Annotated in this window: 24 protein-coding genes and 1 pseudogene; 12 read left to right on the top strand and 13 right to left on the bottom strand. The window is 71.2% G+C overall.

Annotation, left to right across the window (positions count from 1 at the left end):
• Position 1 precedes the first annotated feature (1 nt).
• Together KY462_00460 and KY462_00455 are read left to right on the top strand one after the other, a co-directional pair.
• The gene (locus KY462_00460) at positions 2-1507 is read left to right on the top strand and encodes a TrkH family potassium uptake protein (GenBank protein MBW3576217.1); all 1506 of its coding nucleotides are present in this window, start codon (positions 2-4) and stop codon (positions 1505-1507) included.
• A complete protein-coding gene (locus tag KY462_00455; protein ID MBW3576216.1) occupies positions 1504-2241 on the top strand; it encodes a hypothetical protein in 738 nt (245 codons plus the stop codon). Before KY462_00460 ends, KY462_00455 begins: the two co-directional genes overlap by 4 nt.
• 14 nt (positions 2242-2255) lie before the next feature.
• Here KY462_00455 and nth read toward each other — a convergent pair whose 3' ends face one another.
• From nth to KY462_00440, 3 genes are all read right to left on the bottom strand, one after another.
• Positions 2256-2939, bottom strand: a complete 684-nt coding sequence (gene nth / locus KY462_00450; protein ID MBW3576215.1) for an endonuclease III — start codon at positions 2937-2939, stop codon at positions 2256-2258.
• 114 nt (positions 2940-3053) lie between these two features.
• Positions 3054-4343, bottom strand: coding sequence for a PAS domain-containing protein (locus KY462_00445; protein ID MBW3576214.1), 1290 nt, complete (start codon positions 4341-4343; stop codon positions 3054-3056).
• A gap of 42 nt (positions 4344-4385) precedes the next feature.
• Positions 4386-5072 (bottom strand): response regulator transcription factor, encoded by a 687-nt coding sequence (locus tag KY462_00440; protein ID MBW3576213.1) that lies wholly within the window; start codon positions 5070-5072, stop codon positions 4386-4388.
• A gap of 57 nt (positions 5073-5129) precedes the next feature.
• Here KY462_00440 and phoU point away from each other — a divergent pair, with 57 nt between their 5' ends.
• A complete protein-coding gene (phoU, locus tag KY462_00435; protein ID MBW3576212.1) occupies positions 5130-5855 on the top strand; it encodes a phosphate signaling complex protein PhoU in 726 nt (241 codons plus the stop codon).
• Positions 5856-5990: 135 nt separating this feature from the next.
• Here the strand turns inward: phoU and pstB are convergent, their stop codons facing one another.
• From pstB to KY462_00400, 7 genes are all read right to left on the bottom strand, one after another.
• Positions 5991-6869 (bottom strand): phosphate ABC transporter ATP-binding protein PstB, encoded by an 879-nt coding sequence (pstB, locus tag KY462_00430; protein MBW3576211.1) that lies wholly within the window; start codon positions 6867-6869, stop codon positions 5991-5993.
• A gap of 2 nt (positions 6870-6871) precedes the next feature.
• Positions 6872-7753, bottom strand: a complete 882-nt coding sequence (pstA, locus tag KY462_00425) for a phosphate ABC transporter permease PstA (GenBank protein MBW3576210.1) — start codon at positions 7751-7753, stop codon at positions 6872-6874.
• Complete coding sequence (gene pstC / locus KY462_00420; GenBank protein ID MBW3576209.1) at positions 7753-8679, bottom strand: phosphate ABC transporter permease subunit PstC; 927 nt, start codon at positions 8677-8679, stop codon at positions 7753-7755. Before pstC ends, pstA begins: the two co-directional genes overlap by 1 nt.
• Before the next feature lie 58 nt (positions 8680-8737).
• Positions 8738-9709 carry a PstS family phosphate ABC transporter substrate-binding protein gene (locus KY462_00415; GenBank protein ID MBW3576208.1) on the bottom strand — a complete coding sequence of 324 codons (972 nt, stop codon included), beginning with the start codon at positions 9707-9709 and terminating at the stop codon, positions 8738-8740.
• A 130-nt stretch (positions 9710-9839) separates the two neighbouring features.
• On the bottom strand, positions 9840-10361 hold the full coding sequence (locus KY462_00410; GenBank protein MBW3576207.1) for a hypothetical protein: 522 nt from the start codon (positions 10359-10361) through the stop codon (positions 9840-9842).
• 31 nt (positions 10362-10392) lie between these two features.
• Positions 10393-11385 carry a class II fructose-bisphosphatase gene (gene glpX / locus KY462_00405; GenBank protein ID MBW3576206.1) on the bottom strand — a complete coding sequence of 331 codons (993 nt, stop codon included), beginning with the start codon at positions 11383-11385 and terminating at the stop codon, positions 10393-10395.
• A gap of 55 nt (positions 11386-11440) precedes the next feature.
• Positions 11441-12208 (bottom strand): enoyl-CoA hydratase/isomerase family protein, encoded by a 768-nt coding sequence (locus tag KY462_00400; GenBank protein ID MBW3576205.1) that lies wholly within the window; start codon positions 12206-12208, stop codon positions 11441-11443.
• An 84-nt stretch (positions 12209-12292) separates the two neighbouring features.
• Here KY462_00400 and KY462_00395 point away from each other — a divergent pair, with 84 nt between their 5' ends.
• From KY462_00395 to zwf, 4 genes and pseudogenes are all read left to right on the top strand, one after another.
• The gene (locus KY462_00395; protein MBW3576204.1) at positions 12293-13141 is read left to right on the top strand and encodes a transglutaminase-like domain-containing protein; all 849 of its coding nucleotides are present in this window, start codon (positions 12293-12295) and stop codon (positions 13139-13141) included.
• Between the two features lie 30 nt (positions 13142-13171).
• Positions 13172-13489 carry a hypothetical protein gene (locus KY462_00390; GenBank protein MBW3576203.1) on the top strand — a complete coding sequence of 106 codons (318 nt, stop codon included), beginning with the start codon at positions 13172-13174 and terminating at the stop codon, positions 13487-13489.
• 97 nt (positions 13490-13586) lie between these two features.
• A pseudogene (locus tag KY462_00385) lies at positions 13587-14401 on the top strand (NADP-dependent phosphogluconate dehydrogenase).
• Positions 14398-15792 carry a glucose-6-phosphate dehydrogenase gene (gene zwf, locus KY462_00380; GenBank protein MBW3576202.1) on the top strand — a complete coding sequence of 465 codons (1395 nt, stop codon included), beginning with the start codon at positions 14398-14400 and terminating at the stop codon, positions 15790-15792. The pseudogene KY462_00385 and the gene zwf overlap by 4 nt, the downstream one beginning before the upstream one ends.
• 24 nt (positions 15793-15816) lie before the next feature.
• Here zwf and uppS read toward each other — a convergent pair whose 3' ends face one another.
• Both uppS and KY462_00370 read right to left on the bottom strand, forming a co-directional pair.
• Entirely contained in the window at positions 15817-16599 is a 783-nt protein-coding gene (gene uppS / locus KY462_00375; protein MBW3576201.1) for a di-trans,poly-cis-decaprenylcistransferase, read from the bottom strand.
• Between the two features lie 38 nt (positions 16600-16637).
• Positions 16638-17891 (bottom strand): MFS transporter, encoded by a 1254-nt coding sequence (locus KY462_00370; GenBank protein MBW3576200.1) that lies wholly within the window; start codon positions 17889-17891, stop codon positions 16638-16640.
• Between the two features lie 57 nt (positions 17892-17948).
• Between KY462_00370 and KY462_00365 the strand changes: the two genes are divergently transcribed.
• Positions 17949-18464 (top strand): transcription elongation factor GreA, encoded by a 516-nt coding sequence (locus tag KY462_00365; GenBank protein ID MBW3576199.1) that lies wholly within the window; start codon positions 17949-17951, stop codon positions 18462-18464.
• On the opposite strand, the gene KY462_00360 is transcribed toward KY462_00365, so the two are convergent.
• Complete coding sequence (locus KY462_00360; protein ID MBW3576198.1) at positions 18442-19632, bottom strand: hypothetical protein; 1191 nt, start codon at positions 19630-19632, stop codon at positions 18442-18444. The two genes, KY462_00365 and KY462_00360, sit on opposite strands and share 23 nt — an antisense overlap.
• Positions 19633-19850: 218 nt before the next feature.
• Here KY462_00360 and KY462_00355 point away from each other — a divergent pair, with 218 nt between their 5' ends.
• From KY462_00355 to KY462_00340, 4 genes are all read left to right on the top strand, one after another.
• Positions 19851-20522, top strand: a complete 672-nt coding sequence (locus KY462_00355; GenBank protein ID MBW3576197.1) for a response regulator transcription factor — start codon at positions 19851-19853, stop codon at positions 20520-20522.
• Positions 20523-20601: 79 nt separating this feature from the next.
• Positions 20602-20811: a BldC family transcriptional regulator gene (locus KY462_00350; GenBank protein MBW3576196.1), complete on the top strand. Its 210-nt coding sequence runs from the start codon at positions 20602-20604 to the stop codon at positions 20809-20811.
• 406 nt (positions 20812-21217) lie between these two features.
• Positions 21218-22654 carry a tyrosinase family protein gene (locus KY462_00345; GenBank protein MBW3576195.1) on the top strand — a complete coding sequence of 479 codons (1437 nt, stop codon included), beginning with the start codon at positions 21218-21220 and terminating at the stop codon, positions 22652-22654.
• 91 nt (positions 22655-22745) lie between these two features.
• A complete protein-coding gene (locus tag KY462_00340) occupies positions 22746-26522 on the top strand; it encodes an AAA family ATPase (protein MBW3576194.1) in 3777 nt (1258 codons plus the stop codon).
• Positions 26523-26618 lie beyond the last annotated feature (96 nt).

Here is a 26618-nt window from a genome sequence, read left to right as displayed (position 1 = left end):
CGTGTTCCTCCGGCCGGATCGCGACGATGCACGCCTGGTCGCCTTCTACGTCGGCAGGGTCGTCACGATCCTGGGCGCGATCCAGGCGCTGCCGGCACTGGTGGCGCTGGGCCTCGGCGAGTGGAACGCGTTCACGGCGTTCCTGATCAGCATGGCCCTGGCGATCGGCGCCGGGCGCGTGACCGAACTCCGGCTGCACACGCGGGCACCGTTGGACTGGTCGCACGGGATGCTGATCGCATCACTGTCGTGGCTGGTGGGCTCGGTCTTCGCCGCGATCCCGCTGTACCTGTCCGGCCACGTGAGCGGCTTCGTCGACGCGATGTTCGAGGCGATGTCGGGGCTGACCACGTCCGGGCTGACGGTGCTGCACGACCTGGATCACCTCGCGTACTCGGTCAACCTGTGGCGCCATCTGATGCACTTCGCCGGCGGACAGGGGATGGTCCTGGCGATGCTGAGCCTGTTCGGCGGGGCGGTCGGCCAGGCCGGCACCCTGTACTTGGGCGAGGCACGCGACGAGCGGATCATGCCCAACGTCGTCCGCACCGCCCGCTTCATCTGGCGCGTGTCGTTCGGCTACCTGGCCATCGGGACCGCCTCTCTGCTGGCCGTCCTGGTCGCGGCCGGCCTCGGGCCGGGCCGCGCGCTGATCCAGTCGGTGGAGCTGTTCATGGCCGCCTTCGACACCGGCGGCTTCACCCCCCAGTCGAGCAGCATCGCGTACTACCACTCGGCGGCGGTCGAGGGGGTGATCGTGGCCCTGATGGTGGCGGGGACGATGTCGTTCGGCCTGCACTACCAGCTGTGGCGCGGCAACCGCGTGGAGCTGCTGCGTAACGTCGAGACCCGCACGATCGCGGCGACCCTGCTCGTCCTGGCCGTGCTGACCATGATCGGTCTCGGCCGTGCCGGCACCTACGGCGACGCGATCCCGCTGTTCCGCAAGGGCTTCTTCACGGTCCTGTCGGCACACACCGGGACCGGCTTTGCGGTCACCGCGCCGCGGCTGTTCATCACCGACTGGGGGCTGCTTGCCCCGGCCGCGATCGTCGGGGCGATGGCGCTGGGCGGGATGGCGTCGTCCACGGCCGGAGGGATCAAGGCGATCCGCGTCGGCATCACCGCCAAGGGCCTGTGGAAGGACATCCGGCGCGTCGTCCTGCCCGAGTCCGCCCTGGTCGTCGCGACCTACCACTCGCAGCGCCGGCGCATCCTCCGCGACGACCAGGTCCGCTCGTCGGTGACCGTCCTGCTCCTGTACCTGCTGACCTACATCGCCGGTGGCATCCTCGGCCTGTTCTACGGCTTCGACTTCACCGAGGCGATGTTCGAATCCACCTCCGCCTCGGCGAACGTCGGGCTGTCGGTGGGGATCACCGGACCGGACCTGGCCACGCCGTTGAAGGTCAGCTACATCGTCCAGATGTGGATCGGCCGGTTGGAGTTCATGGCCGTGTTCGCTCTGCTGGCGACCCTGCTGGCCGCAGTCCGGGGGCGGACGTGACCCGCCGCCCCGCTGTGAGCCGTCGCTCGATCGCCCAACTCGCCCTGGCCGCCGTCGTGGTGGCGCTGGTGGTGGGGTTGCTCAGCCACCTGCGTGCCACGGCCCCGTCGCGGCGGCTCGAGCCGGTCGCGCCGGCGGCGCAGAGCCAGCGCGGCGGTCAGCCGACCGTCGCCACGTGCCAGCGCACGCTCGCCGACCGTCCCGCGCAGCTCGAAGGCTTCGGGCCGGTCCCAGAACCCGTCGGTCTGGCCCGCTCTTCAGAGGTGATCGCCTGCCCCGACACCTTCTCGCCGTCGGGGCGAGGCGCTCCTGCCGTCGTCTTCGTCGGCGAGGTCATCGGAGACGTGCTCCGACGCGACCGCGGTGCCTGGGTCCTGCTCAACGACGACGCCTACGCGTTGGAGACCGGACCGCTCCCGGCCCACGCCGAGCTGAGCGGGACGAACACCGGGCTGGCCGTGTGGCTGCCCGCCGATCGGATCGAGGTCGGACAGCTCACTCCAGGGCGTCCGGGCCGGCGGGGCGACGTCGTCCGCGTCGAGGGCCACATCCACCGGGCGGACAACGCCGACGGAGGTGGCCTCACGCTCCGCGCCAACCGCGCCACCATCGTGGCCCAGGCGGTCACCCTGGAACCGCCGCTGCACACCCGTCAGGCGGTCGTGGCGGCGGTCGTGTTGATGGCGGCCCTCGCGCTCACCGCCTACGAGCGGCGAGCGTCTCGACCGCGCTGAGCCGGCCGCCGCGGTCAGCTGGCCTTGTGGCGGTCACGGCGCCCCGCGACCTGGCTCGACGGGCACAGATCCTCCACCGCACACGCGTCGCAGCGGGGTCTTCGCGCCTCGCAGGTCCGCCGGCCGTGCGCGATGAACAGGTCGGAGACCTCGAGCCAACGCTCCTGCGGGAAGAGCGCGACCAGGTCGCGTTCGATCCGCACCGGGTCGTCGTGGCGGGTCAGGGCCAGCCGCCGGGAGATGCGCCGCACGTGGGTGTCGACCGCGATCCCGGCGTGCTCCCCGAACGCGTTCGACAGGACCACGTTCGCGGTCTTGCGGGCCACCCCGGCCAGGTCGGTCAGGGCGTCCATCGTGTCGGGCACGTCACCGCCGTGTTCGTCCAGCAGCTGCCGCGCCGCCGCCCGGATGTTGCGCGCCTTCTGGCGGAAGAACCCGGTCGGGCGCAGATGCCCCTCGAGGTCGTCGAGGTCGGCTCCCGCAACCGCCTCCGGACCGGGGTACAGCGGGAAGAACGTCGCGGTGACCTCGTTCACCTTCTCGTCGGTGCATTGCGCCGACAGGATCGTGGCGACCAGCAGCTGCCACGGATCGGAGAACCGCAGCGCGATCCGCGCGTCCGGGTAGGCCTCAGCGAGCCGGTCGAGGATGACCGGCGCCCGTTGCGCCTTCCGTGAATCGCGCCCGAGCCCGCCCACGGCCGCGGAGCCTACCGGCGAGCCGCGACCAGCGACCTGCGCCGGCAGCGTCACACGCAAACGCGGCTCGCCCAGCCGCTCGGCTACCCGGTCGCCGGATCCTGGCCCGACCCTTCACGTGGGGAGGACGACGGTGAACTCGCTGCCCTCACCGAGGACGCTGTCGACGTGCAGCGAGCCGCCGTGGCGTTCGACGGCGTGGCGGACGATCGACAGGCCCAGCCCGGTCCCGCCGGTCGCCCGCGACCGTGCGACGTCGACCCGGTAGAACCGCTCGAAGATCCGGTCCAGGTCGTGACGCGCCACCCCGATGCCGCTGTCGCGCACGTGCAGCGCCCAGGCGCCGTCACTGCGTTCCAGTCTCACGTGCACGTCGCCGCCGGGCCGGTTGTACCCGACGGCGTTGTCGAGCAGGTTGGCGACGATCAGGCGCAGGTCGTCCTCGTCGCCGGTCACGACAGCACGGTCGGGTAGGTCCATGGTGACCGCGACGTCGCGCTCGCCGGCGACCGGCCGCAGCCGGTCGCCCTCGCGGCGGACGAGCGCCGCCAGATCCACCGGGGCGCGCCCGGGCGTGTCACTGTCCTCTTCGAGGCGCCGTAGGTCCAGCAGGTCGTGGACCAGCTTCGCCAGGCGATCGGTCTCGTCTCCCAGCCGACGCACCAGTTCACCGGCCCGGTCCGGATCTCGCCCGACCGTGACGTCCAGCGCGTCGGCCAGGGCCTGGATCCCCGCGACCGGTGTCTTGAGCTCGTGGCTGGCGTTGACGACGAAGTCGCGGCGGACCGCCTCGACGCGACGGCGCTCACCACGGTCGGAGAGCAGCAGCAGCACCTCGTCCCCGACCGGGACGGCCGCGACGGACACCTCGGATCCGCCCAACTCGATATCGACGTCGACCCTGTCGCCGATGTCGCGCGCTTCGTCGGCCGCGCGCGCGACGTGCGCGCTCGCCAGCGCCTGCGCGGCGGTGAGCGAGCTGGCCTCGGGGATCCCGAAGCGCCGCCGTGCTGCCTGGTTGGCGTTGAGGACGTACCCGTCCTCGTCGACGAGGAGCGCTGGGTCCGGGAGCGCGTCGACCAGCTGGACGCGTCGCTGGCGGGCACGACGCAGTCGGCGTCCTCGCCGGTCGTAGGACGCGCCGAGGACGTTGAGGGCCACCGCCAGCGGCTGCCAGACCGCGCCGGTGGGGACCCGCACCGGCTGGTGCTCCTCGAGCGCCATCCACCGGTTGATCTCGTCGGCGAGGGCGGTCAGCCGGCGGCGCTGCAGCGTCCACGCCACCGAGGCGGCCACCGCACCGACCGCGAGGCCGACGATCACGGCGGCGGCGGTCGGTCCGCGGGCGAGGATCGCAGCCACCAGCGTCGCCGCGGGGATGATCAGTACTGCCGTCCGCGTCACACGCCGAGCGTAACGGCGCAGCCGCGCCCCAAGAGCCTCGGATCAACGGTCGGCGAACCGGTACCCGACACCTCGGACCGTCCGGATCCGGGTCGGGTGGTGCGGGTCCTGCTCGATCCGGCGCCGCAGGCGTGCGATGTGCACGTCGAGGGTGCGGGTGTCACCCACGTAGTCGTTCCCCCACACCTCGTCGACGAGTTGCGTGCGGGTGCGCACCAGGCCGGCGTTGCGCACGAGCACCTCGAGGAGGTCGAACTCCTTGGGCGGCAGCTGAAGGACGCGCCCGCTGACCGTCACCTCCCGGCGAGCAGGGTCGACCCGCACGCCGGCGGCCTCGACCACCTCATCGGACCCGGGGGCGTTGGTGCGGACGTCACGGCGCAGGACGGCGCGGATCCGGGCGATCAGCTCACGCGTCGAGAACGGCTTCGTCACGTAGTCGTCCGCCCCGAGCTCGAGCCCGACGACGCGGTCGACCTCAGCGCCGCGGGCGGTCACCATGATGATCGGCACGTTGCTACGGGCGCGCAGCCGCCGACACACCTCCGTGCCCGATGTGCCGGGGAGCATCAGGTCGAGGAGGACGAGATCCGGCCGCTCCCGCTCCCAGGCACTGATCGCTGCGTCCCCGCTGCTGACCCACACCGGACGGAAACCGTCGGCCTCCAGGGACGCTGTGAGCCCTTCGGCGATCGCGGCCTCGTCCTCCACCAAGAGGATCGTCGGCATGGCGTTCAGCGTACCGACCGACTCTGCGTACGATGGGGGCGAGACCAAGGAGACGGCGTGCGCAACGACTTCCACGCCGAGATGGACCGGCTCATCGATGAGCTGCTCTCGGTGGGCGAGACCGTGATCGAGATGCTCGACCGCAGCGTCGAGTCGGTGTCTCGCCACGATGTCGAGCTGGCAGACACCGTGATCAGGATGGACAACGACGTCGACGCCGTCTACGCCGACGTCCAGCAGCGGCTGGTGCGGACCATGGCGTTGCAGGCGCCGGTCGCCAGTGACCTGCGCCTGCTGTCGGCGATGCTGCACATCGACATCCACCTCGAGCGCATGGGTGACTACGCGGTCAACATCGCCAAGATGGGCAAGCTGTCCGCCGCGTTCCCCGGCGAGCCGGAGCTCGTCGACCAGCTCCGTGAGATGCGCACCATCGCGATCGACGTGGCACGACGGGCCCTGGCGGCGTTCACACACCGCAACCTCGAAGCGGCCTATGGTCTGCCCGCCGCGGACGCCGCCGTGAACCGGCTGAACATCGGGATGTTCCACCGCCTGGTGCGCCTCGCCTCACGCGACGAGTCCTACCTGGAGTGGGCGACGCGGATGATCCTCGTGGCCCGCCAGCTGGAGCGCTGGAGCGACCACGCGGTCGACATCGGGGAGGCGACCATCTTCGCGGTGACCGGCGAGACCGTGGAGCTGTCCAGCAACGCCCCGCCGGACACGGCTGAGGCAGGCGTGTCGGACCGCCCAGCGACGTCGGCTAGGTCACTCAAGTAGCGAAGCGGTAGTGACCCGGTCCTAGGTCACTCAAGTAGCGAAGCGGTAGTGACCCGGTCCTAGGTCACTCAAGTAGCGAAGCGGTAGTGACCCGGTCCTAGGTCACTCAAGTAGCGAAGCGGTAGTGACCCGGTCCTAGCCGAAACGGCCGGTGATGTAGGCCTCGGTGCGCTCGTCGTCGGCGTTGGTGAACAGCTTGTCGGTCGTGGAGAACTCCACCAACTCCCCGGTGCGCGTCCCTTCGGCGATCGTGAAGAACGCCGTGTGATCCGAGACCCGGGCGGCCTGCTGCATGTTGTGGGTCACGATCACGATCGAGTAGTCGGTCGTCAGATCGCGGATCAGGTCCTCGATCTTGAGCGTCGCGATCGGGTCGAGCGACGAGCACGGCTCGTCCATCAGGATGACCTGTGGCTCCACCGCGATCGCACGGGCGATGCACAGCCGCTGCTGCTGGCCGCCCGACAGTCCCGTGCCGATGTGGTTCAACTTGTCCTTGACCTCGTCCCACAGAGCCGCGTCGCGCAGCGCCCGCTCGACGCGTGTGTCGAGGTCGTCGGTCATCCCCACCGCCCGCGGGCCGAACGCCACGTTGTCGTACACCGACTTGGGGAAGGGGTTGGGCTTCTGGAAGACCATGCCCACCAGCCGGCGCAGCGCGACGGGATCGACCCTGGGCGCGTAGACGTCTTGACCGCCGAGCCGCACGGACCCGGTGACCCGCGCACCGGGGATCAGGTCGTTCATCCGGTTGAAGCTGCGCAGGACGGTGGACTTTCCGCATCCCGACGGCCCGATCAACGCGGTGACGTTCCGACGGGGGATCTGCATCGTGATGTCGCGGACCGCGTGGAAGTCGCCGTAGTGCACGTTGAGCCCCTCGACCTCGAAGATGGCCTGGTCCGAGACGTTCCGGGCGGGTGCGGCGTGGACGTCGGCGACGTCCGAGGCGGTTCGAACGAGCGTGGGTCTGGTGTCGCCGGTCGTGGCACCTGCAGGCGGTTGTGGGGCCACGGTCAGCCTCGGTCCTGCAGTCGGTTGCGCAGCAGGATCGCCCCGGCGTTCATCGTGAGCAACACGGTGAGCAGGATGACGATCGCCGCTCCCGCGAGCCCGCTCCGGAAGGCCGGCTGGGGCCGCGATGCCCAGTCGAACACCTGCAGCGGCAGGACCGTGAACGAGCTCGACAGCGACGTGGGGGTCGAGGTGACGTACGCGACGGCCCCTGCGAGGATCAGCGGAGCGGTCTCGCCGATCGCACGTGACAGCGACAGGATGGTGCCGGTGAGGATCCCGGGCATCGCCGCGGGGAGCACCACGCGGGAGGTCGTCCGCCAGCGCGTCGCGCCCAGGCCGAGCGCCCCGTGCCGCAGCTCGCTGGGGACGGCCAGCATCGCCTCACGGCTGGCGATGATGACGATCGGCAGGACCAGGATCGCCATGGTCAGCCCGCCGGCGGCAACCGACCGGCCGAGGGCAGCGAGGCGCACGAAGAACGCCAGACCCAGGATGCCGTACACGATCGACGGGACCGCGGCGAGGTTCGCGACGTTGACCCGCACGAGCCGCCAGAAGCGCGTGTCGGGCGCGTACTCGGTCAGGTAGATCGCAGCGCCGACGCCGACGGGGAACGCCACCCCGGCCGTGATCCCCATGATCCAAAGCGACCCGACCAACGGCCCCCACACGCCCGCCCGATCAGGGTCGGCGCTCGGCTGGTTGAAGACCGTGGCGGTGTCGAGCCAGGGCAGGCCCTGCTGCAGGACAGCGGCGATGAGGACGAACAGCGTCGCAATCCCCACCAGTGTGGCAACGATCAGCAACGCCTCGAAGGCCCCGTCCTTGAGTTGCACACCGCGGCGGCGGCGCCCACCGACCAGCGCCTCGACCGACGCCATCAGTACTCCTCCTTGAACCTGCGGACGAGGGCGGCGCTGACCATGTTGAGCCCGAAGGTGATCACGAACAGGGTCATGCCGACCGCGAACAGCGTGTTGAAGCGTACGTCGGTCTGCGGCGTCTCACCGAGGCTGACCTGCACGATGTAGGCGGTCATTGTCTGCATCGGCTCCAAGGGGTTGGCGCTGAGGTTGGGGGTCTTGCCCGCAGCAAGGGTCACCGCCATGGTCTCGCCGATCGCCCGCGAGGCGGCCAGGATCGCCGAGGCGATGATGCCCGAGAGAGCGGCCGGGACGACGATCCGGACGGTGACCCGGGCCTTGCGCGCCCCGAGCGCCAGCCCACCGGCGCGCAGCGCCAGCGGCACCGACGACAGCGCATCCTGGGAGATCGACGAGACCAGTGGCAGGACCAGGATCCCAACCACCAGTCCGCCCGCCAGGACGTTGAAGGTCCCGACCTGCCCGAACAGCGGCTCGATGACGTTCGGGGTGATGAAGGTCAGGGCGAAGTAGCCGTACACCACGGTCGGTATCCCGGCCAGCACCTCGAGCGTCGGTCTGACCACGCCGAGGACGCGCGGGCCGGCGTACTCCGACAGGTACACGGCGGCCGCCAGGCCGGTGGGGACCGCCACCGCCATGGCGATGGCGGTGACCCACAGCGTCCCAGCCAGCAACGGCCAGATCGAGTAGGAGCAGCCCTGACCGACGGACTCGCAGAACAGCGCGTCCCAGGTCCCGGGGGCGAGGAACTCGCCGACCGGGACCAGCCGGAAGAACTCGACCGTTTCGCTCAGCAGTGCCAGCACGATCCCGGCGGTGATCGCGATGGTCAGAGCGGCGGCCGCGAGCAGCAGCGCCTCGATGGCCCGCTCCCCCGGGCGGCGGGCCCTGGCCAGTAGGACGTTGGTGTCGACGGGCATGGTCTGGCTCAGGGTCCAAGCCGACGCACCCGCCGCCATGACGGCGTGCCACAGCCGGTCATGACGACGCTTGCTGGAGCGTGTCGAGCGCGTCCTGCTGTGCCTGCTCCGACAGCGGGACGTACCCGGCCGCGGAGGCCAGCTCGCCGCTGCGCTGCACGTAGTAGCGCAGGAACTCGTGCACGTGGGGCATCTCCAAGGCGCGCTCGGCGACGTAGACGAACAGCGGACGGGACAGGTGGTACTGGCCGTCCTCGATCGTCTCCTCGGTCGGCTCGACGCAGCCGTCCCCGGCGTCGACCGCGAGCCCCTTGAGACGGGCGCGGTTCTCGGCGTAGTACGCGAACCCGACGTAGCCCAGCGCCCCCGGTGTGCCGGCGACCCCCTGCACGATGACGTTGTCGTCCTCGGAGGCGCTGTAGTCGGTGCGTGGCCGGGCACCCTCGTCGGGATCGCCGATGATCTCCTCGATGAAGAAGTCGTAGGTCCCCGAGTCCGGGCCCGGCCCGAACAGCTGCAGTCCGGTGTCCGGGAAGGACGGGGCGACCTGGCGCCACCGGGTGACCGACGAGCCCTGCACCCAGATGGCCTCGAGCTGATCGGTGGTCAGGCAGCTGACGAACTCGTTGTCGGCGTCGACGATGTTGGTGATGCCGTCCAGTCCGACCCGCATCTCGATGTAGGAGATCCCGCCCCGTTCGCAGACCTCCCGCTCATCGTCCTTGATCGGGCGCGAGGCATCGGCGATGTGGATGTCGCCGGCGCACAGCTTCTTGAAACCGCCACCGGTCCCCGAGAAGCCGACCGCGATGTCCACCTGGGGATGCATCGCCTTGAAACGTTCGGCGGCCAGCTGGGTGACCGGGAAGACGGTCGAGGAACCGTCGACCTCGATCCTGCCCGTCAGCCTGCTCCCCGCGGTCGGGCTGGTCGCGTCCGGTGCACCGGCGTCGGGTTGCCGGGCGCTGCCACACCCGGTCGCGACCACCGCGACAGCGGTGACGACCGTCATCCAACGCCAGGTGGTCACCGTGTGTCCTCCGTCCGCGCACCGTCAGGCGTGCGAACCGTACGGGGGACAGGTGTCCACGCCCCAACGCCAAGGTGAACGCAAAGTGAACGCTGCCTCGCGGTCGGTCGAGATGGTCCGCCGCCTTTCGTCACCGGCGCTGTGTCATGCGCGTCTCCCCGGGCAGCGCGACCGCCGCGCCCAACAGGCCCACGAGCGCTCCGCCGACCAGGGCCACCGCTGGCGGACCCCCCCTGGCGCCCAGCACCGCCTGCGCCGGGACCCCGACCAGGCCGACCCCGGCCGACATCCCGACGGTGGCGACGGCGACGCCACGCCGCCAGCCCGCGCCGACGAGCCGGCTGGCCGCCGTCCCGAGCGTCACGGGCGCGGGCGCCAGCGGCGGGTAGGCCGCACCAACCAGTGCGGTCACGGCAGCTGCCACGGTGATCGCGGTGGCGCCGCGCTCCGCGGCGACGACCGTGCCGGCGGCCAGGCCACTGACGAACCCGACCGGTACCGGGAGGATCAGGAGCACCTGGTCGGCGCCGACGCTCCGCGCCGCGGGTGGGCGGGTGGCGAGGACGACCGCGACGGCCACGGCACCGGCGATGCCGAACGCGACGCCGAGGGCGGCCCAGGCCAGGACGGTACGGGCCGGCTCGGTCAACACGGGCGATGGTGGACCGCCGGAACCGGTCGGCTCAGTAGTCGATCGCCGCGTACTCCCGGAGCTTCCCGAGCCGGTGGCTGGCGCGGACGAAGCGGATCGTGCCGCTCTTGGACCGCATCACCACCGATTCGGTCGCGGCGCCGCGGCGGTCGAAGTGCACGCCCTCGACCAGGCCACCACCGGTGATCCCGGTGCAGACGAAGAAGACGTCGTCGCTGCGGACCAGGTCGTCGGCGGTGAGGATCGCATCCAGGTCGTAGCCCTCGTCCTGTGCGGCCACGCGCTCCTCGTCGGAGCGGGGCCACAGCCGGCCCAGCATCTGCCCGTCGAGGCACTTGACGGCGCAGGCGGCGATGACGCCTTCGGGGGTCCCCCCGATCCCGATCAGCAGGTCGACGTCGGGGCGTTCCTCCCAGACGGCGCGCAGGGCGGCGGCGACGTCACCGTGGGTGATCAGCTGCAGACGCGCACCAGCCTCGCGGATACCGCGCACCAGGTCGGCGTGGCGATCGCGGTCGAGCATGACGACCGTGACGTCGCGGACCTCCTTGCCTTTGGCCTTCGCGATCGCCTGCAGGTTCTCAGCGATCGGCGCATCGAGGTCGACCACGCCGGCCGTCTCGCGGTCCACGACAAGCTTCTCCATGTACACGCACGGCCCGGGATCGAACATGGTGCCCCGCGGCGCCATGGCCATCACCGCGATCGCGCCGGGGCGGCCCTCGGCCAGCAGGGTCGTCCCCTCGACGGGGTCGACGGCGATGTCGACCGGTGGGGCATGGCCGGTCCCGATGCGCTCGCCGTTGTACAGCATCGGCGCCTCGTCCTTCTCTCCCTCGCCGATCACCACGATCCCGTCCATGTCGACGGTCGACAGCATCATCCGCATGGCATCCACCGCCGCCTGGTCACCCGACTCCTTGTCGCCGCGTCCCTGCCATCTGGCGGCCGCGAGCGCAGCCGCCTCGGTCACGCGGACGAGCTCGAGCGCGAGGTTGCGGTCTGGACTCTCCCTGGGGACCATCGCGGCGCTCCCTGTTCGCGGCCGTCTCGGTCGACTGTAACCAGCCCGCGGCTGGTCACGCCCGCTGCGCGGTGTCCGAGATGCCGAACGCACCCGGCCCTGGTGGGACACCGCCTTCCTCGACGTGCGACCGCAGCGCATCGTTCTCCCATGCGACCCGGTCGGGGACGCCCGCGAAGGCGTTGAGGACCTGCTTCAGACGTGCGACCGTTGCACGGTCGCGTGACGCCACGGTGGCGAGCCAGGCCAGCGCTGTGTCCTCGGCCTGGTCGTCAGCGACCAGCCGTTGCACGAACCCGGCCGCGGCCGCCTCGTCAGCACAGACGTCCCGGCTTGACAGCACCCAGTCCTTGGCGACACCCAGACCGACCTGGCCCAGCGTGCGGGCCGCCCCGACCGGGATGCCGTAGAGGGCCCCGGGGAACCGGAAACGGGCGGACGGCGTGGCGCAGCGGATGTCGCACGCCGCGGCGGCCTCGGCGCCGCCACCGACCGCGGGGCCGCGCACCGCCGCGGCGGTGGGCTTGGGGTGCAGCGACAGCAGCTCGTAGAAGAGCGTGAACAGCTCCGTGCGACGCGCGCCACCGTCCGTCAGCTCCTCGTGGACGTCGGCCCCGGCGCTGAACACGTCGCTGTCGCCGGCCAGCAAGATCCCACGGACACGGTCGTCGGTCCCGGCTTGGTCGAGCGCGTCGACCAGCGCCTCGAGCATGGCGGTGTCCATGGCGTTCCGCGCGGCGGGGCGGTGCATGCGCACGATCCGGATGACCTGCCCGTCATCGAGCGCATGGTCTGTCAACAGCAACGGCGGCGGGTCGGCCACTCCCAGCTCCTGTCCATCGCCGGCGGTCGCCCGGGTCAGCGCCAGCGTGGCGCGGCCGGCTGGAGGCTACTTCGCGGATAGCCTGTGGTCGTGTTGAACCTGCCTGGCTCCACGCCCGCCCGACGCCGCTTGGCGCGGATCGTGCGCGACCGCGACTGCGATGTGGCTGAGGCGGCGCTGCTGTGCTGCGTGGAGGTCGAGCCGGACCTCGATGTGGACGGCGAGCTGCTGCGGGTCGATGCGCTGGCCGACCGGCTACGCACGTCGGGGTTCGAGCCCTCGGGGCCGCGCCGGGACGCCAAGGCACTGGGCACCTACCTGGGGGAGACGCTGGGCTTCGTTGGCGACCACGAGTCGTACCACGATCCGCAGAACGCCCTGCTCACCCGTGTGCTCGACCGGCGGCGCGGGTTGCCGATCACGCTGGCGATCCTCTACATGGCGGTCGGTTCCCGAGTGGGAATCCGAGCCCACGGGATCGCCACCCCCGGCCACTTCCTGGTCGGGGTCGGCCCGGTACCTGACGCCGAGGAGGCCGTGGTGATCGATCCGTTCCATGGCGGGGCGGTGGTGACCGAGCACGAGATCGATCAACGTATCCAGCAGGCAACCGGAGGCATGTCCCGCCTACACCGCGGGATGTTGAGCCCCGCACCGCCGGTGCAGGTTGTACGCCGTCTGCTCAACAACCTCACCCGGGACTTCCTGGCGCAGGGCGACACCGAGGACGCCCTGTGGACGGTCGAGCTCAAGCGGCTCCTGCCCGACACCGGTGTCGAGGACGCCCGTGTCGCGGGTCAGCTGCTGGTCCAGCTCGGCCGTTACCGCTCGGCGGCCGAGACGGTCGAGGCGTTCGTGGCGGAGGTTGGCGACAGCGTCGACGCGGATGAGCTCTCGCGCCTGGCACTGCGCGCCCGTGCCAAGATGAACTGACGCGCGGCGAAGACCCTGGCCGAACGGCGGATGACGCTGAGCCGGCCGCGGCGTTGGATGGCGCTCGCCACGTCGGCGCACACCCGGCGTCGACGCCGCGAGGCCATGGATGTCACCAGCCCGTTCGCCGTGCCGTTCAACACCGACACCGTCCAGCAGCTGCTGCGCCGCCTCCCCGCCCGCCAGCGGGTCACGTTGCGGTTGCGCTTCGGTCAGGGACTGACCGACCGCCAGGTCGCCGCGCTCCTCGGTTGCGGGGTGTCGACGGTCCGTACGCTGACCCTACGTGGGGTGCGCCGCGTCCGGGAGCTGCTCAGTGAACAGCGGACGATCGATCTGCGGACCTGATCCTCGCCTGGTCGTCGCGGCTGCTGGCGTGGCGGGGCCGCGCGGGCGCGCCCACCGCGGGCGGTGATCACCCACGGTCGCTCAAAGAGCCGCTCACGTGAGGGCAGGGATGGTCGGGCTGGGCCGCATGGGCGGGAACATGGCCGAGCGTCTCCGCCGCCACGGCCACGCGGCGGTCGGCTACGACCACGATCCGAACGTCAGCGAGGTGGGCTCGCTCGAGGCGCTGGTGGCCGCGCTCGACGGCGAGGCGCGGCGGTGGGTGTGGTCGACGACGGCGACCTGGTCGTCGATGCTGGGAACAGCAACTGGCGTCACTCGCTGGCCCACTGCGACGTGCTGGGCGAACGCGGGATCGGTTTCGTCGACGTGGGCGTCAGCGGTGGCGTGTGGGGGCTCGAGGACGGCTACTGCCTGATGGTGGGTGGTCGCACCGCCGACGTGCAAGACCTGCAGCCGCTGCTGCGCGCGCTCGCGGCCGACGGCGGCTACAGCCACGTCGGCCCGGCGGGTGCGGGCCACTTCACCAAGATGGTCAACAACGGGATCGAGTACGGCATGATGCAGGCCTACGCCGAGGGGTACGAGATCCTGCGCGCATCCGACATGGAGATCGACCTCGCGGCCACGTTCCAGGTGTGGCGCCACGGCAGCGTGATCCGTTCGTGGCTGCTGGAGCTGCTTGCTGACGCGCTGTCCGACGATCCCGAGCTCGACCGCGTCACGGGTGACGCCGAGGACCCCGGCGAAGGCCGCTGGGCGGTCCAGGACGCCATCGAGCTGGCGATCCCGGCCCCGGCGATCGCCTCTGCGCTGTTCGCACGGTTCGCGTCGCGCCAGGAGTCATCACCCGCCATGCGCGCGGTCGCGATCCTGCGCGCCCGGTTCGGCGGGCACGAGATCCCGTCGTGACGACGACCAGCCAGGCTGTGGTGCTGTTCGGTGTCACCGGCGACCTGGCGCGCCGGAAGCTGTTTCCGGCACTGTACGAACTCGTTGCCGCCGGCCGTCTCGATGGCATCCCCGTGGTGGGTGTCGCGCGCAGCGACTGGGACCACGAGCGGTTACGCGCCCACGCCCGCGACGGCATCGAGCGGTTCGGTGACGTCGATGTCGACGAGGAGGTCTTCGCCAAGCTGGCGAGTGGGCTGCACTACGTCCGCGGCGACTACCGCGACGAGGCGACGTACAGGGCACTGGCTGAGACAGTCGGCGACGCCGCCCGGCCGCTGATGTACCTGGCGGTGCCCCCGACGCTGTTCGAGACGGTGGTCGCAGGACTGTCGGACGCGGGCTTGAGCCAGGATGGGCGGTTGGTGGTGGAGAAGCCCTTCGGCCGGGATCTGGACTCCGCCCAGCACCTCAACCGCTGCGTGCTGGATGCCTTCTCGGAGGAAGCGGTGTTCCGCATCGACCACTTCCTGGGCAAGGCGGAGACGCTGGACCTGCTGGTGTTCCGACTGTCCAACACCTTCCTGGAGCCGGTGTGGAACGGCCACTACATCGACAGCGTGCAGATCACGATGGCGGAGGACATCGGGGTCGAGGGCCGTGGTGGCTTCTACGAGGAGGTCGGCGCGCTCCGCGACGTGGTGCAAAACCACCTGCTGCAGATCCTGACGTTGGTCACGATGGAGCCCCCGGTCGACGCGGGCGCCCGCGCGCTGCACGAGGAGAAGTCGAAGGTTCTGCGCTCGATGCGGCGGCTCGAGCCCCATGACGTCATCCGGGGCCAGTACCGCGGCTACCGTCGTGAGGAAGGGGTGGATCCGTCCTCCGACGTCGAGACGTTCGTTGCGCTACGCGCCTGTGTGGACTCGTGGCGGTGGGCCGGCGTGCCGTTCTACATCCGCGCCGGGAAGCGCCTGACGGCGACGGTGACGGAGGTGCTGGTGGAGTTCCGCCGCCCGCCGCTGTCGCTGTTCAAGGGTGAGGACGCGCCGTCGCCCCACCCCAACCACCTGATCTTTCGTCTCGCGCCGGGCGAGCGGGTGTCGCTGTCGGTCCAGATCAAAGAGCCCGGCGACGCTCTGGTCAGCCGCTCGGTCGACCTCGTCTACGCCTACGACGAGCGCCGGGAAGGTCGCCACGAAGCTGCCTACGCCCGGCTGGTGTCCGACGCCATGGACGGCGATCACACGCTGTTCGCCAGCGCCGACGAGGTGGAGGAGGCCTGGAAGATCGTCGGGCCGGTCCTGCAACATCCCGGTGAGCTGTTCTCGTATCGGCCGGGCAGCTGGGGACCATCCCAGGCAGACGACCTGATCGCTCGTGACGGTGGCTGGCACCGACCCGAGCCGTGAGGTGCAACCTGTGCAAGTGCCGTGTCAGCGGCCGAAGCGACGCTGGCGCTGCTGGTACTCGCGCAGGGCACGGAGGAAGTCGATGCGGCGAAAATCGGGCCAGTACGGGTCGCAGAAGTAGAACTCGCTGTGGGTGCTCTGCCACAGCAGGAAGCCCGACAGGCGCAGCTCCCCCGACGTGCGGATGATCAGGTCGGGGTCGGGGAAGTCGTTGGAGTACAGGTGATCCCCGATGTCCTCGGGTTCCAGCGTCTCGGCGACGTCTTCCAGGGTCGCTCCTTGCTGTGCCTTGGCCCACAGCAAGCTACGCAGGGCGTCGATGATCTCCTGACGTCCGCCGTAACCGACCGCGACCTGCAGGAAGCACCGGTCGTGGTCGACGGTGGCCTCCTCGGCCTCCTTCAGCACCCGGCGAGTCTCGTGCGGCAGGAGATCCAGAGCGCCGAGCGCTGAGACCTTCAGGCGTCGCTCACGGGCCTTGGGGTGGTGGGCGATGCGCTGGACGGTCTCTTCGATGATGCGGAGTAGCCCGTTGACCTCAGCCGCGTCACGTTCGAGGTTGTCGGTCGACAACAACCACAGCGTCACGTAGGGCACGCCGAGCTCCCAGCACCAGTCGAGGAACTCGTCGATCTTCCGCGCCCCGGCGAGGTGGCCCAACGTCGGATCGTCCATGCCGCGTTGACGGGCGAAGCGGCGGTTGCCATCGAGGATGACCCCCACGTGGCCCGGTAGCGGCGCGGCCGCGATCTCACGGGCCAGACGCCGCTCGTACAGGCGGTAGGCGAGGTCGACGGGACTGAACATCCGGCCGAGCGTAGCGCTGACGGTGGCCGCCGGGTCGCTCACCGCGACGGTGGCAGCGTCTCGCGCATGGCGAAGGTCGCGGCGAAGCCGGCGCCCAGGAGGATCGCGGCCAGCCCGAACGCGGCCGGGAAGCCGAACACGTCGGCGACCACACCGGTGGCCAACGGCCCTGCGATCGCCCCGACGTCGCGCGCAACGTTCATCGCACCGACCGCACGGCCCTCCGCACCGGCAGGCGCCAGGTCCCCGACCATCGCGGCGGGGACCGTGGAGGTCGTCCCGGTGGCCACACCCTGCACCGCCATCCACACGAACAGCATCGGCACCGTCGATGTCGCCGCGAGACCGGCCAGTGCCAGCGCGAAGACCGCCGTCCCGACCCGGACGGGCAGCAGCCGGCCGTGCCGGTCGGTGACGTGGCTGGCGGGCCACAGCAGCAGCCCGTGCGCGACGCTGGCGGTCGCCAGCGCAAGACCGACCTGTCCCGGTGTTGCGCCGAGGACCTCCTCTCCGAACAGCGGGACTCCCACGAACCGCACACCCTGACTGCCCCAGCTGACGACAGCGTGGACGCCCAGGACCGCCAGGAACGTTCGGTCGCGGACCAGCGCGCCCACCTCGGACCCGCCCCGCGCGATGCCGTGCGCTCCTGTCGCCTCCAGCCGCGGTGGCGAGTCCTCCAGCTCGATGACCTGCCCACCGCGGTCGCGCGCCGACGCGGGGAGCGGCCGCAGGTAGTTCAGCGTGACCGCCGTCGCGATCAGGAGCGTCACGGCGTAGATCAGGAACGGCGCGCGGATCCCCAGGGCCTCGATCACCAGCCCACCGACGGCGGGGCCGCTGGCGCCGCCGAGGAGGAATGCGCCGTGCAGCAGCCCGTTGGCGCGGCCCCGCTGGCCAGCGGGGATCGCCACGACCAGGTACTGGCCGAGGCCGGTGATGAACAGCGCCGAGCCCAGCCCTCCGGCGCCGCGCAGGAACACCAGCTCCATGTACCGGTCGGCGAGTGCGGTCGCAGCTGACGACGCCGCGACCAGGACCAGGCCGGTCGCGACGGTGATGCGGGCGCCGACGCGATCGACGACCGCACCGGCGGGGCCAACGGCCACCAGGCGCACCGCTGCGAACGTCGAGATCACCGCGCTGGTTGCGCCGACGGACGCCCCGAGCTCCCGGGCGAACGCGGGGAGCGCCGGGACGATCAGCCCGAACCCGACCGCGACGGTGAACGCAGTGCCGACCACCCCGCCGAGGAAACCGGGCGTGCGCAGTGACGAGGGACGGTGGGCCACGGCCAGACACCTACCGCAACTGGCCAGGGTGGCGCACGTGGCGCGCCCCGGACCGTGATGACTGGCTACCCTCGCCGCTCACCTCTCGAGGAGTTCGCGGTGTCCCACACGTCGCTGAGCCAGGAGGCGTACGCGCGTCTCGCGGCTGAGCTCGAGGAGCTCAAGACGACCGGTCGGACCCGCATCGCCCAGACGATCGAGGAGGCCCGCGCCCACGGCGACATCCGCGAGAACGCCGAGTACCAGACGGCCAAGGAGGAACAGGGCCGCATCGAGGCACGGGTCCGACAGCTGCAGGCGCTGCTGCGAGAAGCGCACGTTCGTGACCCCGGCCAGCGGCCTGCGGCTGACGCGGTCGTGCCCGGCGTGATCGTCACGCTCGACGTCGACGGCGATGAGGAGACCTACCTGGTGGCCGGCAGCCGCGAGGAGCGCCACGCCGAGCTCGACGTGCTGTCGATCGTGTCGCCGATCGGTCGGGCCGTGCTGGGCAGCGGGGTCGGTGAGACCGTCTCGGTGCAGGCCCCGAGGGGATCCTTCTCGGTGACCGTCAAACGGATCGAGATCCCGTGACGCTGTCCGGTGGTGACAGCCCGCTGTTGCCACCAGGCTCGTGATCCCGGGCGCGCCGCACGGCGTCGGCGACGGCACGACCGGCGGTGGAAGCCACCATCTCGGCCTCCTCCACACGGTCGTGCAGCTCGCGGTTGTGTGCCTCGGCCGCTTCCAGGCGGCGCTTGAGGTCGGCGACCTCTCCGCGGACGGCCCGCAGCTCATCGATCGCGACGGGCGTGGATCGGTGGATGCCCTCGAGCCGGGACTCCACCTCGGGCAGCCGCCGGGCGGCGTGCTCCACCGCGGCGAGTCGCTCCTCGTGGCGGATGCGTGCCTCGCGGACCGCCTCCAGCTCCGCCACCACCGATCCCACCCGCGTCGCGAGCTCGCCGGCGATGCGGTCCACCGCGTCGGCGACGCGCCGACCGAGCACCTCGACGCGTCCGGTGAGCTCCTCCACGTGCCGGTGCAGGTTCCCGAGCTCGGTGAGGTGACGTGCGACCTGCGCGACCGCGCGGGCGTCGACCTGCTCGATGCGGCTCATCAGGCCGTCGAGGCGCTCACGCCACGCCACTTCCGCGCGGTCACGGTCGGCGCGGTCGCGCTCCACCGCCGAGTCGATGTCAGCCAGCCGCCCGCTCAGCGCTTCGAGCCCGCTGCCCAGGTCGCGGTGGGCTGCGGCGACCGCGTCGCGGGCCTCCGCCCGGGCCGCTTCCAGCCCATCGTGGAGCGTCGCGATCCGCGACCGGCCTGCCTCCGCGGCGGCGTTGAGCTCACCGTCCAGTCGGGCTTCGAGATCCTCCAGCTGCACGCTGACCCGGTGAACGGGCCCAGACAGCTCGTCGCGGACTCCGTCGACGAGCCGCCCGACGGATCGCTCGATCTCGGACGTCAGTTCCGTCAGGCGGTGTTCGATCCGACCGGACCATCCGCGATGTTCGTCGGTGGCGGCTTCGAGCGCCTCGAGCGCATCGTCGACGCGGGCGCGCATGACGTCGAGTTGTCCTCGCCGAGCGGCGTCGCGGCTGTCCGCGTCGACGGCGAGCCGCTCGACGTCGTGCTCGAGCTCCCGCAGTCGCGCCTCGAGCCCGGCCAGCTCTGCGTCGGTCCCGATCTCGACGAGCACGTCGCGCACCTCGGCGAAGGCCTCGTCCTGGCCCACGTCGGCGTCGCGGCTGGTGGTCATCGACAACCATCTTCGCGTGCCACGGCCGCCACGTCGAGCGCTGGTTGACCGCGTCCAACGACGAGGGGGGACATCCCAGCGACGGGTGTCTCCATCTCGTGGACTAGTGGGACGGTGTGGCGCGACCACGCGAGAACCGCCCACCTTGGGGATGTCGGCAGGCGCGATGCCACGGCACGCTGCGCGACAGGTACCGCGCGAGCCGTGGCAGGGTCCCCATGCGAACGACGTGCCCCGACGATCACCTCAGCGACGCACCGTCAGTTCGGGCGTTGGTCGCGGTCGCCGACGACCGACCGGTGGTCCGTGCCGGGGTGCGTGCCGCCTTGACCGGTGCCGGCCACGTCGTTGCGGAAGCGACCCTGTCGCAGACCGCGGAAGCAGTGCGTGCCACATCACCACGTGTCGTGGTGGTGGCGTCGGGCGGCGACGACCCCGCAGCGTTCCAGGCGGTGGCAGCCGCCAAGACCGTCCGCGGCGACGTGCCGGTTCTGCTCCTCTCCGACGACTTCACCGCAGCCGATCTCCGCGACGCGGTCTCGGCCGGCGCGGACGGGTTCGTGGTGACGTCGGCACCGCTGGCAGAGCTGTGCCAAGCGGTCGCCGCCGTCGCCCGGGGCGAACCCGTGATACCGCCGCAGGTGGCGATCCACCTGGTGGAGGCAGGGCGCGGCGACGCACCGGGTTCCGAACCACCGTCGCTCACCGCCCGCGAGCGCGACGTCCTCCGGCTGCTGGCCGATGGGCTGACCAACCAGCAGATCGCCGAACGGCTGGTGCTGTCGCCGCGGACGGTCAAGACCCACGTGGCCAACCTGGTGGCCACGCTCGGCGTCTCCGACCGGACCGGCGCCGTCGCCCGAGGGTTCCGACTGGGCCTCATCCGCTGACCTGCGGCGCCCCGCAGGCCGCTGTCGCCTATCTTGTCGACCGGAGCACACACCGTCTCGGCGCAGCGAAGGGCTCACCGTGCCGAACGATGACACAACGCCGCGCCCCGACCGCGACGACCACGACGAGCTGCTCACGCCTGCCGAGGTGGCCAAGGTGTTCGGTGTCGACCCCAGGACGGTCACGCGGTGGGCGAACCAGGGCAAGCTCCAACCGATCCGGACCCTGGGAGGCCACCGCCGCTACCGGGCTTCGGAGGTCCGCCGACTCCGCGAAGAAGCCGGCTGACGGCCTCCACAGCGACCTCCTGCCGCCCGCTACCGGGCTTCGGAGGTCCGCCGACTCCGCGAAGAAGCCGGCTGACGGCCTCCACAGCGACCTCCTGCCGCGCCGATCGTGGGGCGGCGATGCGCCCACGGCTCGGCCGATGTTCGACACACGCTCGACGATGACCGGGCGCGCCTGACGGGCCGGCCAGACGCGACACGCACGGTGGCGTGTCAACGGACATCTGGAACTCGCTGAGAGGGTCGTTGGGCTGTCGCGGCATCGCGATGAGACAGGTTCGAGACACCCTGCGGCCACCCTCGTGACGCGACGCATGAACCGGCGCCGTGAACCGGCGCCGTGAACCGGCGCGATGACTCGCCAGTTCGGGCGGTCGCACATAGTCGCCAGCTGTCGTAGGAGCCGTATGGGTGAGAGGAAGGATCACAGGCGTCTGACGCCTGAGCAGCGTCGCGCGTTCGTCGGAGCGCTCCTGCAGCTCAAGGCGAACGGGGCGTACGACCGCTACGTGGCCGAGCGCCGACGGGTTTTCGCGTCGGGCGGACCGGCACGCATGGGACCGGCCTTCTTGGCCTGGAATCGGGAGTTCCTGCACCAGTTCGAACTCGACCTGCAGGCCGTCGACCCCACGGTGACCCTGCCCTACTGGGATTGGACCGTGGATCGATCCGGCGGGTCGTCGCTGTGGAGCACCGACTTCTTGGGTGGTGGCGGCGACGGGTCCGAAGAGGTGGTGACCACCGGCCCGTTCGCCTTCGCCGCGGGAGCCTGGCGGTTGGTTGAGACGTCCCCGCCCGTCGATCCGGGTCCGGCGCTGCGGCGCCGGCTCGGACCCACGCCGCCGCTACCCACCGCGGCCCAGCTGGACGCCGTGCTGGGTTGCACTCCCTTCGACCGCTTCGCCGCTGTCCTCGACGAGGTCCTCCACAGCAGCGTGCACGCCTGGGTCGGTCGGACGATGGCGTCCGCAACCGCCCCCAACGACCCGGCGTTCTGGTTGCACGCCTGCAACGTGGACCGGTTGTGGGCGGTGTGGCAGGAGCGCCATCCCGACCACGCGCCGTACTTGGAACCGGGTCACGGGCCCGTGGGACACCGGCTCGACGACACCTTGACCGTCGGGAGCCTGACGAAGCGGCCTCGCGACCTGCTCCACCATCGGGCGCTGGGCTACCGCTACGACACCGACCTCCCGCCCGGCACCGTGACCCTGGTGGTCGGCGCGCCGCCCATCTGCACAGCGATCGGGACGGATGGCGAGCAGGACCACTACCAGTTCGTCGCCGCCGCAGCGGGCATCTACGTCATCGAGGCCGAGGGCGTCGCGGATGCCGCACTGGCGCTGTACGGACCCGACGACGCCTCCACGCTGGCCGTTGACAGCAACGGTGCCGATCGTGATGCCGATCGGAGGATGGAAGTCAGGCTCACGGCCGGGAACTACCTGGTCCGGATCCGCCACGGCGACCCCGGGCCCAACCGCGGCCGCTACAGCGTGGCCGTCCGTGGCCGACCTTCACCGCAGCCGTTGACCGCCATGGCAGTCAACGGACCGGGGACGGACCACAGCATCGACGGTGTCGATGTCGCCCACCTGTACAGCTTCGCAGCGACCGAGCCAGGCACGTACACGATCGCGATCGACGGCCCGACCGAGGTCATCGCCACCCTGTTCGGTCCCAACAGCCAGCTGACACGGGTCCCGATCGACGACATCGGCCCTGAACGCCAGTCGCGGATCACGTTCGACCTGGCCGCCGGTGTGTACTACGTCCGCGTGCGCCGCCACGGCCCCGCGGCGACGGGCACCTACCGCGTCACAGTCCGGCAAGAGCCGGCGTGACAAGCGGACAGCGATCCGTCGCACATCGCAGTGGCGGCACAGGACACCACGACGCGACGAGGAGTTGCGAAATGGCGTTAGCATTTCGCTCGTGGAGACGCTCTGGGTCTCGCTCCTGGGAGGGTTCGACGTCGAGGCCGGCGGCGAACCACTGCCGCCGATCCCGTCGCGTGCTGGTCGGTCACTGCTGGCGTACCTCCTGGTCCACCGCTGCCGGGCTCACCCGCGGGAGGAGCTAGCCGCCCAGTTCTGGCCTGATCTGCCCGAAGCCCGCGCACGGCGCCGGCTCTCGCAGACCCTGTGGCAGGTGCAGGACTCCCTGTCGGAACTGTCGGGGGACAAGCCGTACGTCGAGGCCACCACGGACGCGTTGGCGTTCAACGACGCCGCGCCGTACTGGCTCGACGTCGAGGAGTTCGAGACTTGTCTCGCCGGGCTCGACGAGGACCGCACCCACCCGCTATCGCAAGCAGAGCGGCTGGCAGCGCTCGAGCTCGCCGTGGATCTGTACCGTGGTGATTTCCTGTCCGGGTTCTACGACGACTGGGTCGTGCGCGAGCAGGACCGCCTCCAGCAGCGCTACCTCGACGCACTGCAACAGCTGGTACGGCTGCGCAAAGGGGGTGGGGATTACCAGCAGGCGTTGGCCTACGCCCGGCGGGTCACCCACCACGATCCCCTCCGCGAGGAAGCCCACCGGGAGGTCATGCGGCTGTGCGTCCTGCTGGGGCGGACCAGCGAAGCCCTCCGCCAGTACGAACGCTGTCGCTGTGTGCTCGCCGAGGAGCTCGGCCAGGAGCCGGCAGCCGCCACCAGGGAGCTGTACGACAAGATCGCTCGCCAGCGCCGGGTCAGTGGCGGGTCGCGCCTGCCCGACGACGTGGCGCCGACGACCGTGCGGGCGGACGTCCCGCTGGTCGGCCGCGACCCCGAGCGGGGCGTGCTGTTGGATCGACTGGAGCATGCCCTCAGCGGTCGGGGGTCGACGGTCCTGATCGAGGGGGAACCCGGCATCGGCAAATCCCGATTGGTGGCGGAGTTCGGTGACGACGCCGAGTGGCGCGGCTTCTCGGTGCTGTGGGGTCCCTGCCGGGAGCACGGTTGCCCGTACGAACCCCTGGCGGAGGCCATCGACGGGGCGCTCTCGCCGCTGCGCGTCGAGCAGCTGGCCTCCCGTGTCGACCCGGTGTGGATCGCTGACGTCGCCCAGGTCGTTCCCCGACTGCGACGGGTTGCGCCGCAGCTGCCCGGTCTGGCTGCTGCACAGACACCGCATCGTGTCCGCGAAGCGTTCGCCCGGATGCTTGTTGAGCTGGCCCGTCTCGTGCCGACCGTGCTGGTCATCGAGGACCTGCACTGGGCGGACGAGGCGACGCTGGCGTCGCTCGAGACGGTGACCGCCCGACTCGGCGGCGCCCCGCTGGTGGTCGTGCTGACCTACCGCGGTCAGGACGCGCGGCAGCGGGCCGCCGTGTGGGACGCCATCCGGGCGGTCGACCGTCACGGCAGACCCGACCGGCTGGTGCTGGAGCCGCTCACCGCGTTCGGGACCGCGGAGCTGCTGCGGAACCTGCACGGTCGTGGCGACCTGCCGCCGCGCTTCTCGACACGGCTCCACTCCGAGACCGGCGGGAACCCGCTGTTCGTCCTCGAGACGCTCGAAGCGCTCGTCGAGCAGGGGACCCTGGAGGCCGCCGTGCATGGCGCCCTGCCGCTGCCGCGGACCATCGCGGACGTCATCGCCACGCGGTTGACGACCCTGGGCAGCGACGCACGCGCCGTCCTGGCGACCGCCGCCGTGCACGGTGGGCCGGTCGACCTCGAGACGCTCCGGCGGTCGGCCGACGTCCCGGTCGACCGCGCCCTCGGTGCGTTGGACGAGCTGTTGCGACGAGGCCTGCTGACCGAGCGCGGCGACGGGTACCGCTTCGCCCACGACCAGATCGGGCGGGTTGTCGTACGCACGATCGACGACGCGGACAAGATCGACCTGCATCGGCGTCTGGCGACCACGCTGGCCGAGACCCGCCCGGGCGACGTCGAAGCCCTCGCTCACCATGCGCTCGCCGGTGACCTGCTGCCCACCGCCCTGCGGCACCTGGTCGCGGCGGCCGAACGGGCCGAGTCGCTCTCGGCCTTCGAGACGGCGGCCCGCCACTACGCGCAGGCCACCGCGCTCCTCGACCGGGTGCCGGTCACCGTCGACGAGCGCTACCGCGTACTGGCGGCCCACGAGACGGTCGTCGAGCTGCTCGGTGACCGCCAGCAGCAGGATCGGCTCCTGGCCGAACTCGCCGTCCTGGCCGGGAGCGACCCGGCACGCCAGGCCGATGTCCACCGCCGCCGCGCGATGCTCTACGCCCACACCGACCGGTTCGACCTCGCCGAGCAAGAGGCCCGTGCCGCCCTCGCCCTCGACGAGGGCAGCCGGCACGCCTCCCTGATGACGCTGGGAACGGTCCTGCGCTGGGCCGGTCGGGTCCCCGACGCCGCCGCCTGCTTGGAAGAGGCGGTCTCACTCGGGGGGGATCCCGCTGCTGTGGCCGAGGCCAACCGCGCGCTTGGCGCCGCCCTGCACGAGCTGCGCCGCTACCCACCAGCCGCCGCCGCCCTCACGCGCGCCCTGCAGACCTTCGACGAACTCGGCGACATGCGGGGACGGGCGCTGTCGCTGGGGGCGCTGGCTGCCGTGGCCATGGAGACCGGCGACAGCGCCAGCGCGGAGGCGCGCTACCGCGCTGCCGTCGAACTGGACGTCCGGATCGGCTTCCGGGAGGCGGAGGGCCGCGACCGCCTGAACCTGGCGAACCTCCTGGCGTCGACCGGCCGACCGCAGGGAGCGCTCGACCAGTACGGCGCCGCGGCGGCGATCTTCCGCGACATCGGGCACGGACGGGGCACGGCGATGGTCCGGATGAACGCCGCTTGGCTGCGCGAGACCGTGTTGGGGGATGTCGACGTCGCCGAACGGGATGCCCAGTCGGCCCTCGCCTACTTCCGTGACCTCGGCGACGTGCGCCTGCAGGCCTTCTGCCTGGGGATCCTCGGCGACATCGAGCGGCAGCGGGGGCGGCTGGACGCCGCGCGGCAGCGGCTCGTCGACGCCGTCGCGCTCGCGACCAGTGCGGGTGACGCCTGGATCCTCGCACAGCTGTCGCTTGGCGCTGCGACCGTTGAGCTGTCCGCCGGCGACCACGGACGGGCGTTGACGTCCCTGAACGAAGCCGCCTCCGCGTGCCTCGACCACGGCTTCGCCGACCTGGCCGTCACCGTGCGGGCACAACGGGGGCTCGCACTGCTGGGCATCGGACGGGTCCACGACGCTGTGGCGGCGACCACGGATGCGGTCGCGGAGCTACGGCCGGGCGTGCCTCGGCCCTGGCTGATCCACGACGTCCACCGCAGGGCGTTGTCGGCTGCCGGCCGGCCAGCGGACGCCGAAGAGTCACTGGCCCGTGCCCGCGCTGCACTCCTCGACGCGCTCGCGGATCTCCCTGAGAACGAGCGCGACGCCGCGATCGAGCGGGTCGCCGAGCACCGTTCGATCGTCGAGGACTGGGAGTCGGGCCGCCCCCCGGAGATCCGTGTCCGGCTCGCCGCCGCTGCAGCTCCGACGGGCCGGCCGCTGCGCGACGACGAGCGCGTCCCCGTGATCTTCCACCTCGCCGACGATCACGGCCTCGCCGCCGACGACCGTCGTCGCCGCCTCGTTCAGGTCGTCGACGAGGCGTGGGCGCAGGGCGCCGCCCCGACCGTCGAGGATCTTGCGAGTCTCCTCCACGTCAGCGTCCCCACCGTCTACCGGGACCTCAAGGCCCTGCGAGCTGCGGGTCACCGGATCCATACCCGCGGCAGCCGCGTTGGCTGAACGTGAGATGGTGGTCGAGGGCGGCAGGCTCCCACGGTGAGATAGCAGCGAGATAGGTCTGCGTCATCTTGCGCGGTGCAACGTCGCATAGCGCAA

It is taken from the genome of Actinomycetota bacterium, from assembly GCA_019347675.1.
GTDB lineage: Bacteria > Actinomycetota > Nitriliruptoria > Nitriliruptorales > JAHWKO01 > JAHWKW01.
Note: the sequence above shows the minus strand (reverse complement) of the source record. Positions and strands in the feature narration are given on the sequence as shown.

Coding starts and splice junctions, on each gene's coding strand:
- pstC (MBW3576209.1), bottom strand. CDS start 8,679: ATGCCCGTCGACACCAACGTCCTACTGGCCAGGGCCCGCCGCCCGGGG.
- KY462_00440 (MBW3576213.1), bottom strand. CDS start 5,072: ATGCCGACGATCCTCTTGGTGGAGGACGAGGCCGCGATCGCCGAAGGG.
- KY462_00345 (MBW3576195.1), top strand. CDS start 21,218: ATGGGTGAGAGGAAGGATCACAGGCGTCTGACGCCTGAGCAGCGTCGC.
- glpX (MBW3576206.1), bottom strand. CDS start 11,385: ATGGTCCCCAGGGAGAGTCCAGACCGCAACCTCGCGCTCGAGCTCGTC.
- uppS (MBW3576201.1), bottom strand. CDS start 16,599: ATGTTCAGTCCCGTCGACCTCGCCTACCGCCTGTACGAGCGGCGTCTG.
- KY462_00365 (MBW3576199.1), top strand. CDS start 17,949: ATGACTGGCTACCCTCGCCGCTCACCTCTCGAGGAGTTCGCGGTGTCC.
- KY462_00360 (MBW3576198.1), bottom strand. CDS start 19,632: ATGACCACCAGCCGCGACGCCGACGTGGGCCAGGACGAGGCCTTCGCC.
- pstA (MBW3576210.1), bottom strand. CDS start 7,753: ATGGCGTCGGTCGAGGCGCTGGTCGGTGGGCGCCGCCGCCGCGGTGTG.
- KY462_00390 (MBW3576203.1), top strand. CDS start 13,172: ATGACGCTGAGCCGGCCGCGGCGTTGGATGGCGCTCGCCACGTCGGCG.
- KY462_00355 (MBW3576197.1), top strand. CDS start 19,851: ATGCGAACGACGTGCCCCGACGATCACCTCAGCGACGCACCGTCAGTT.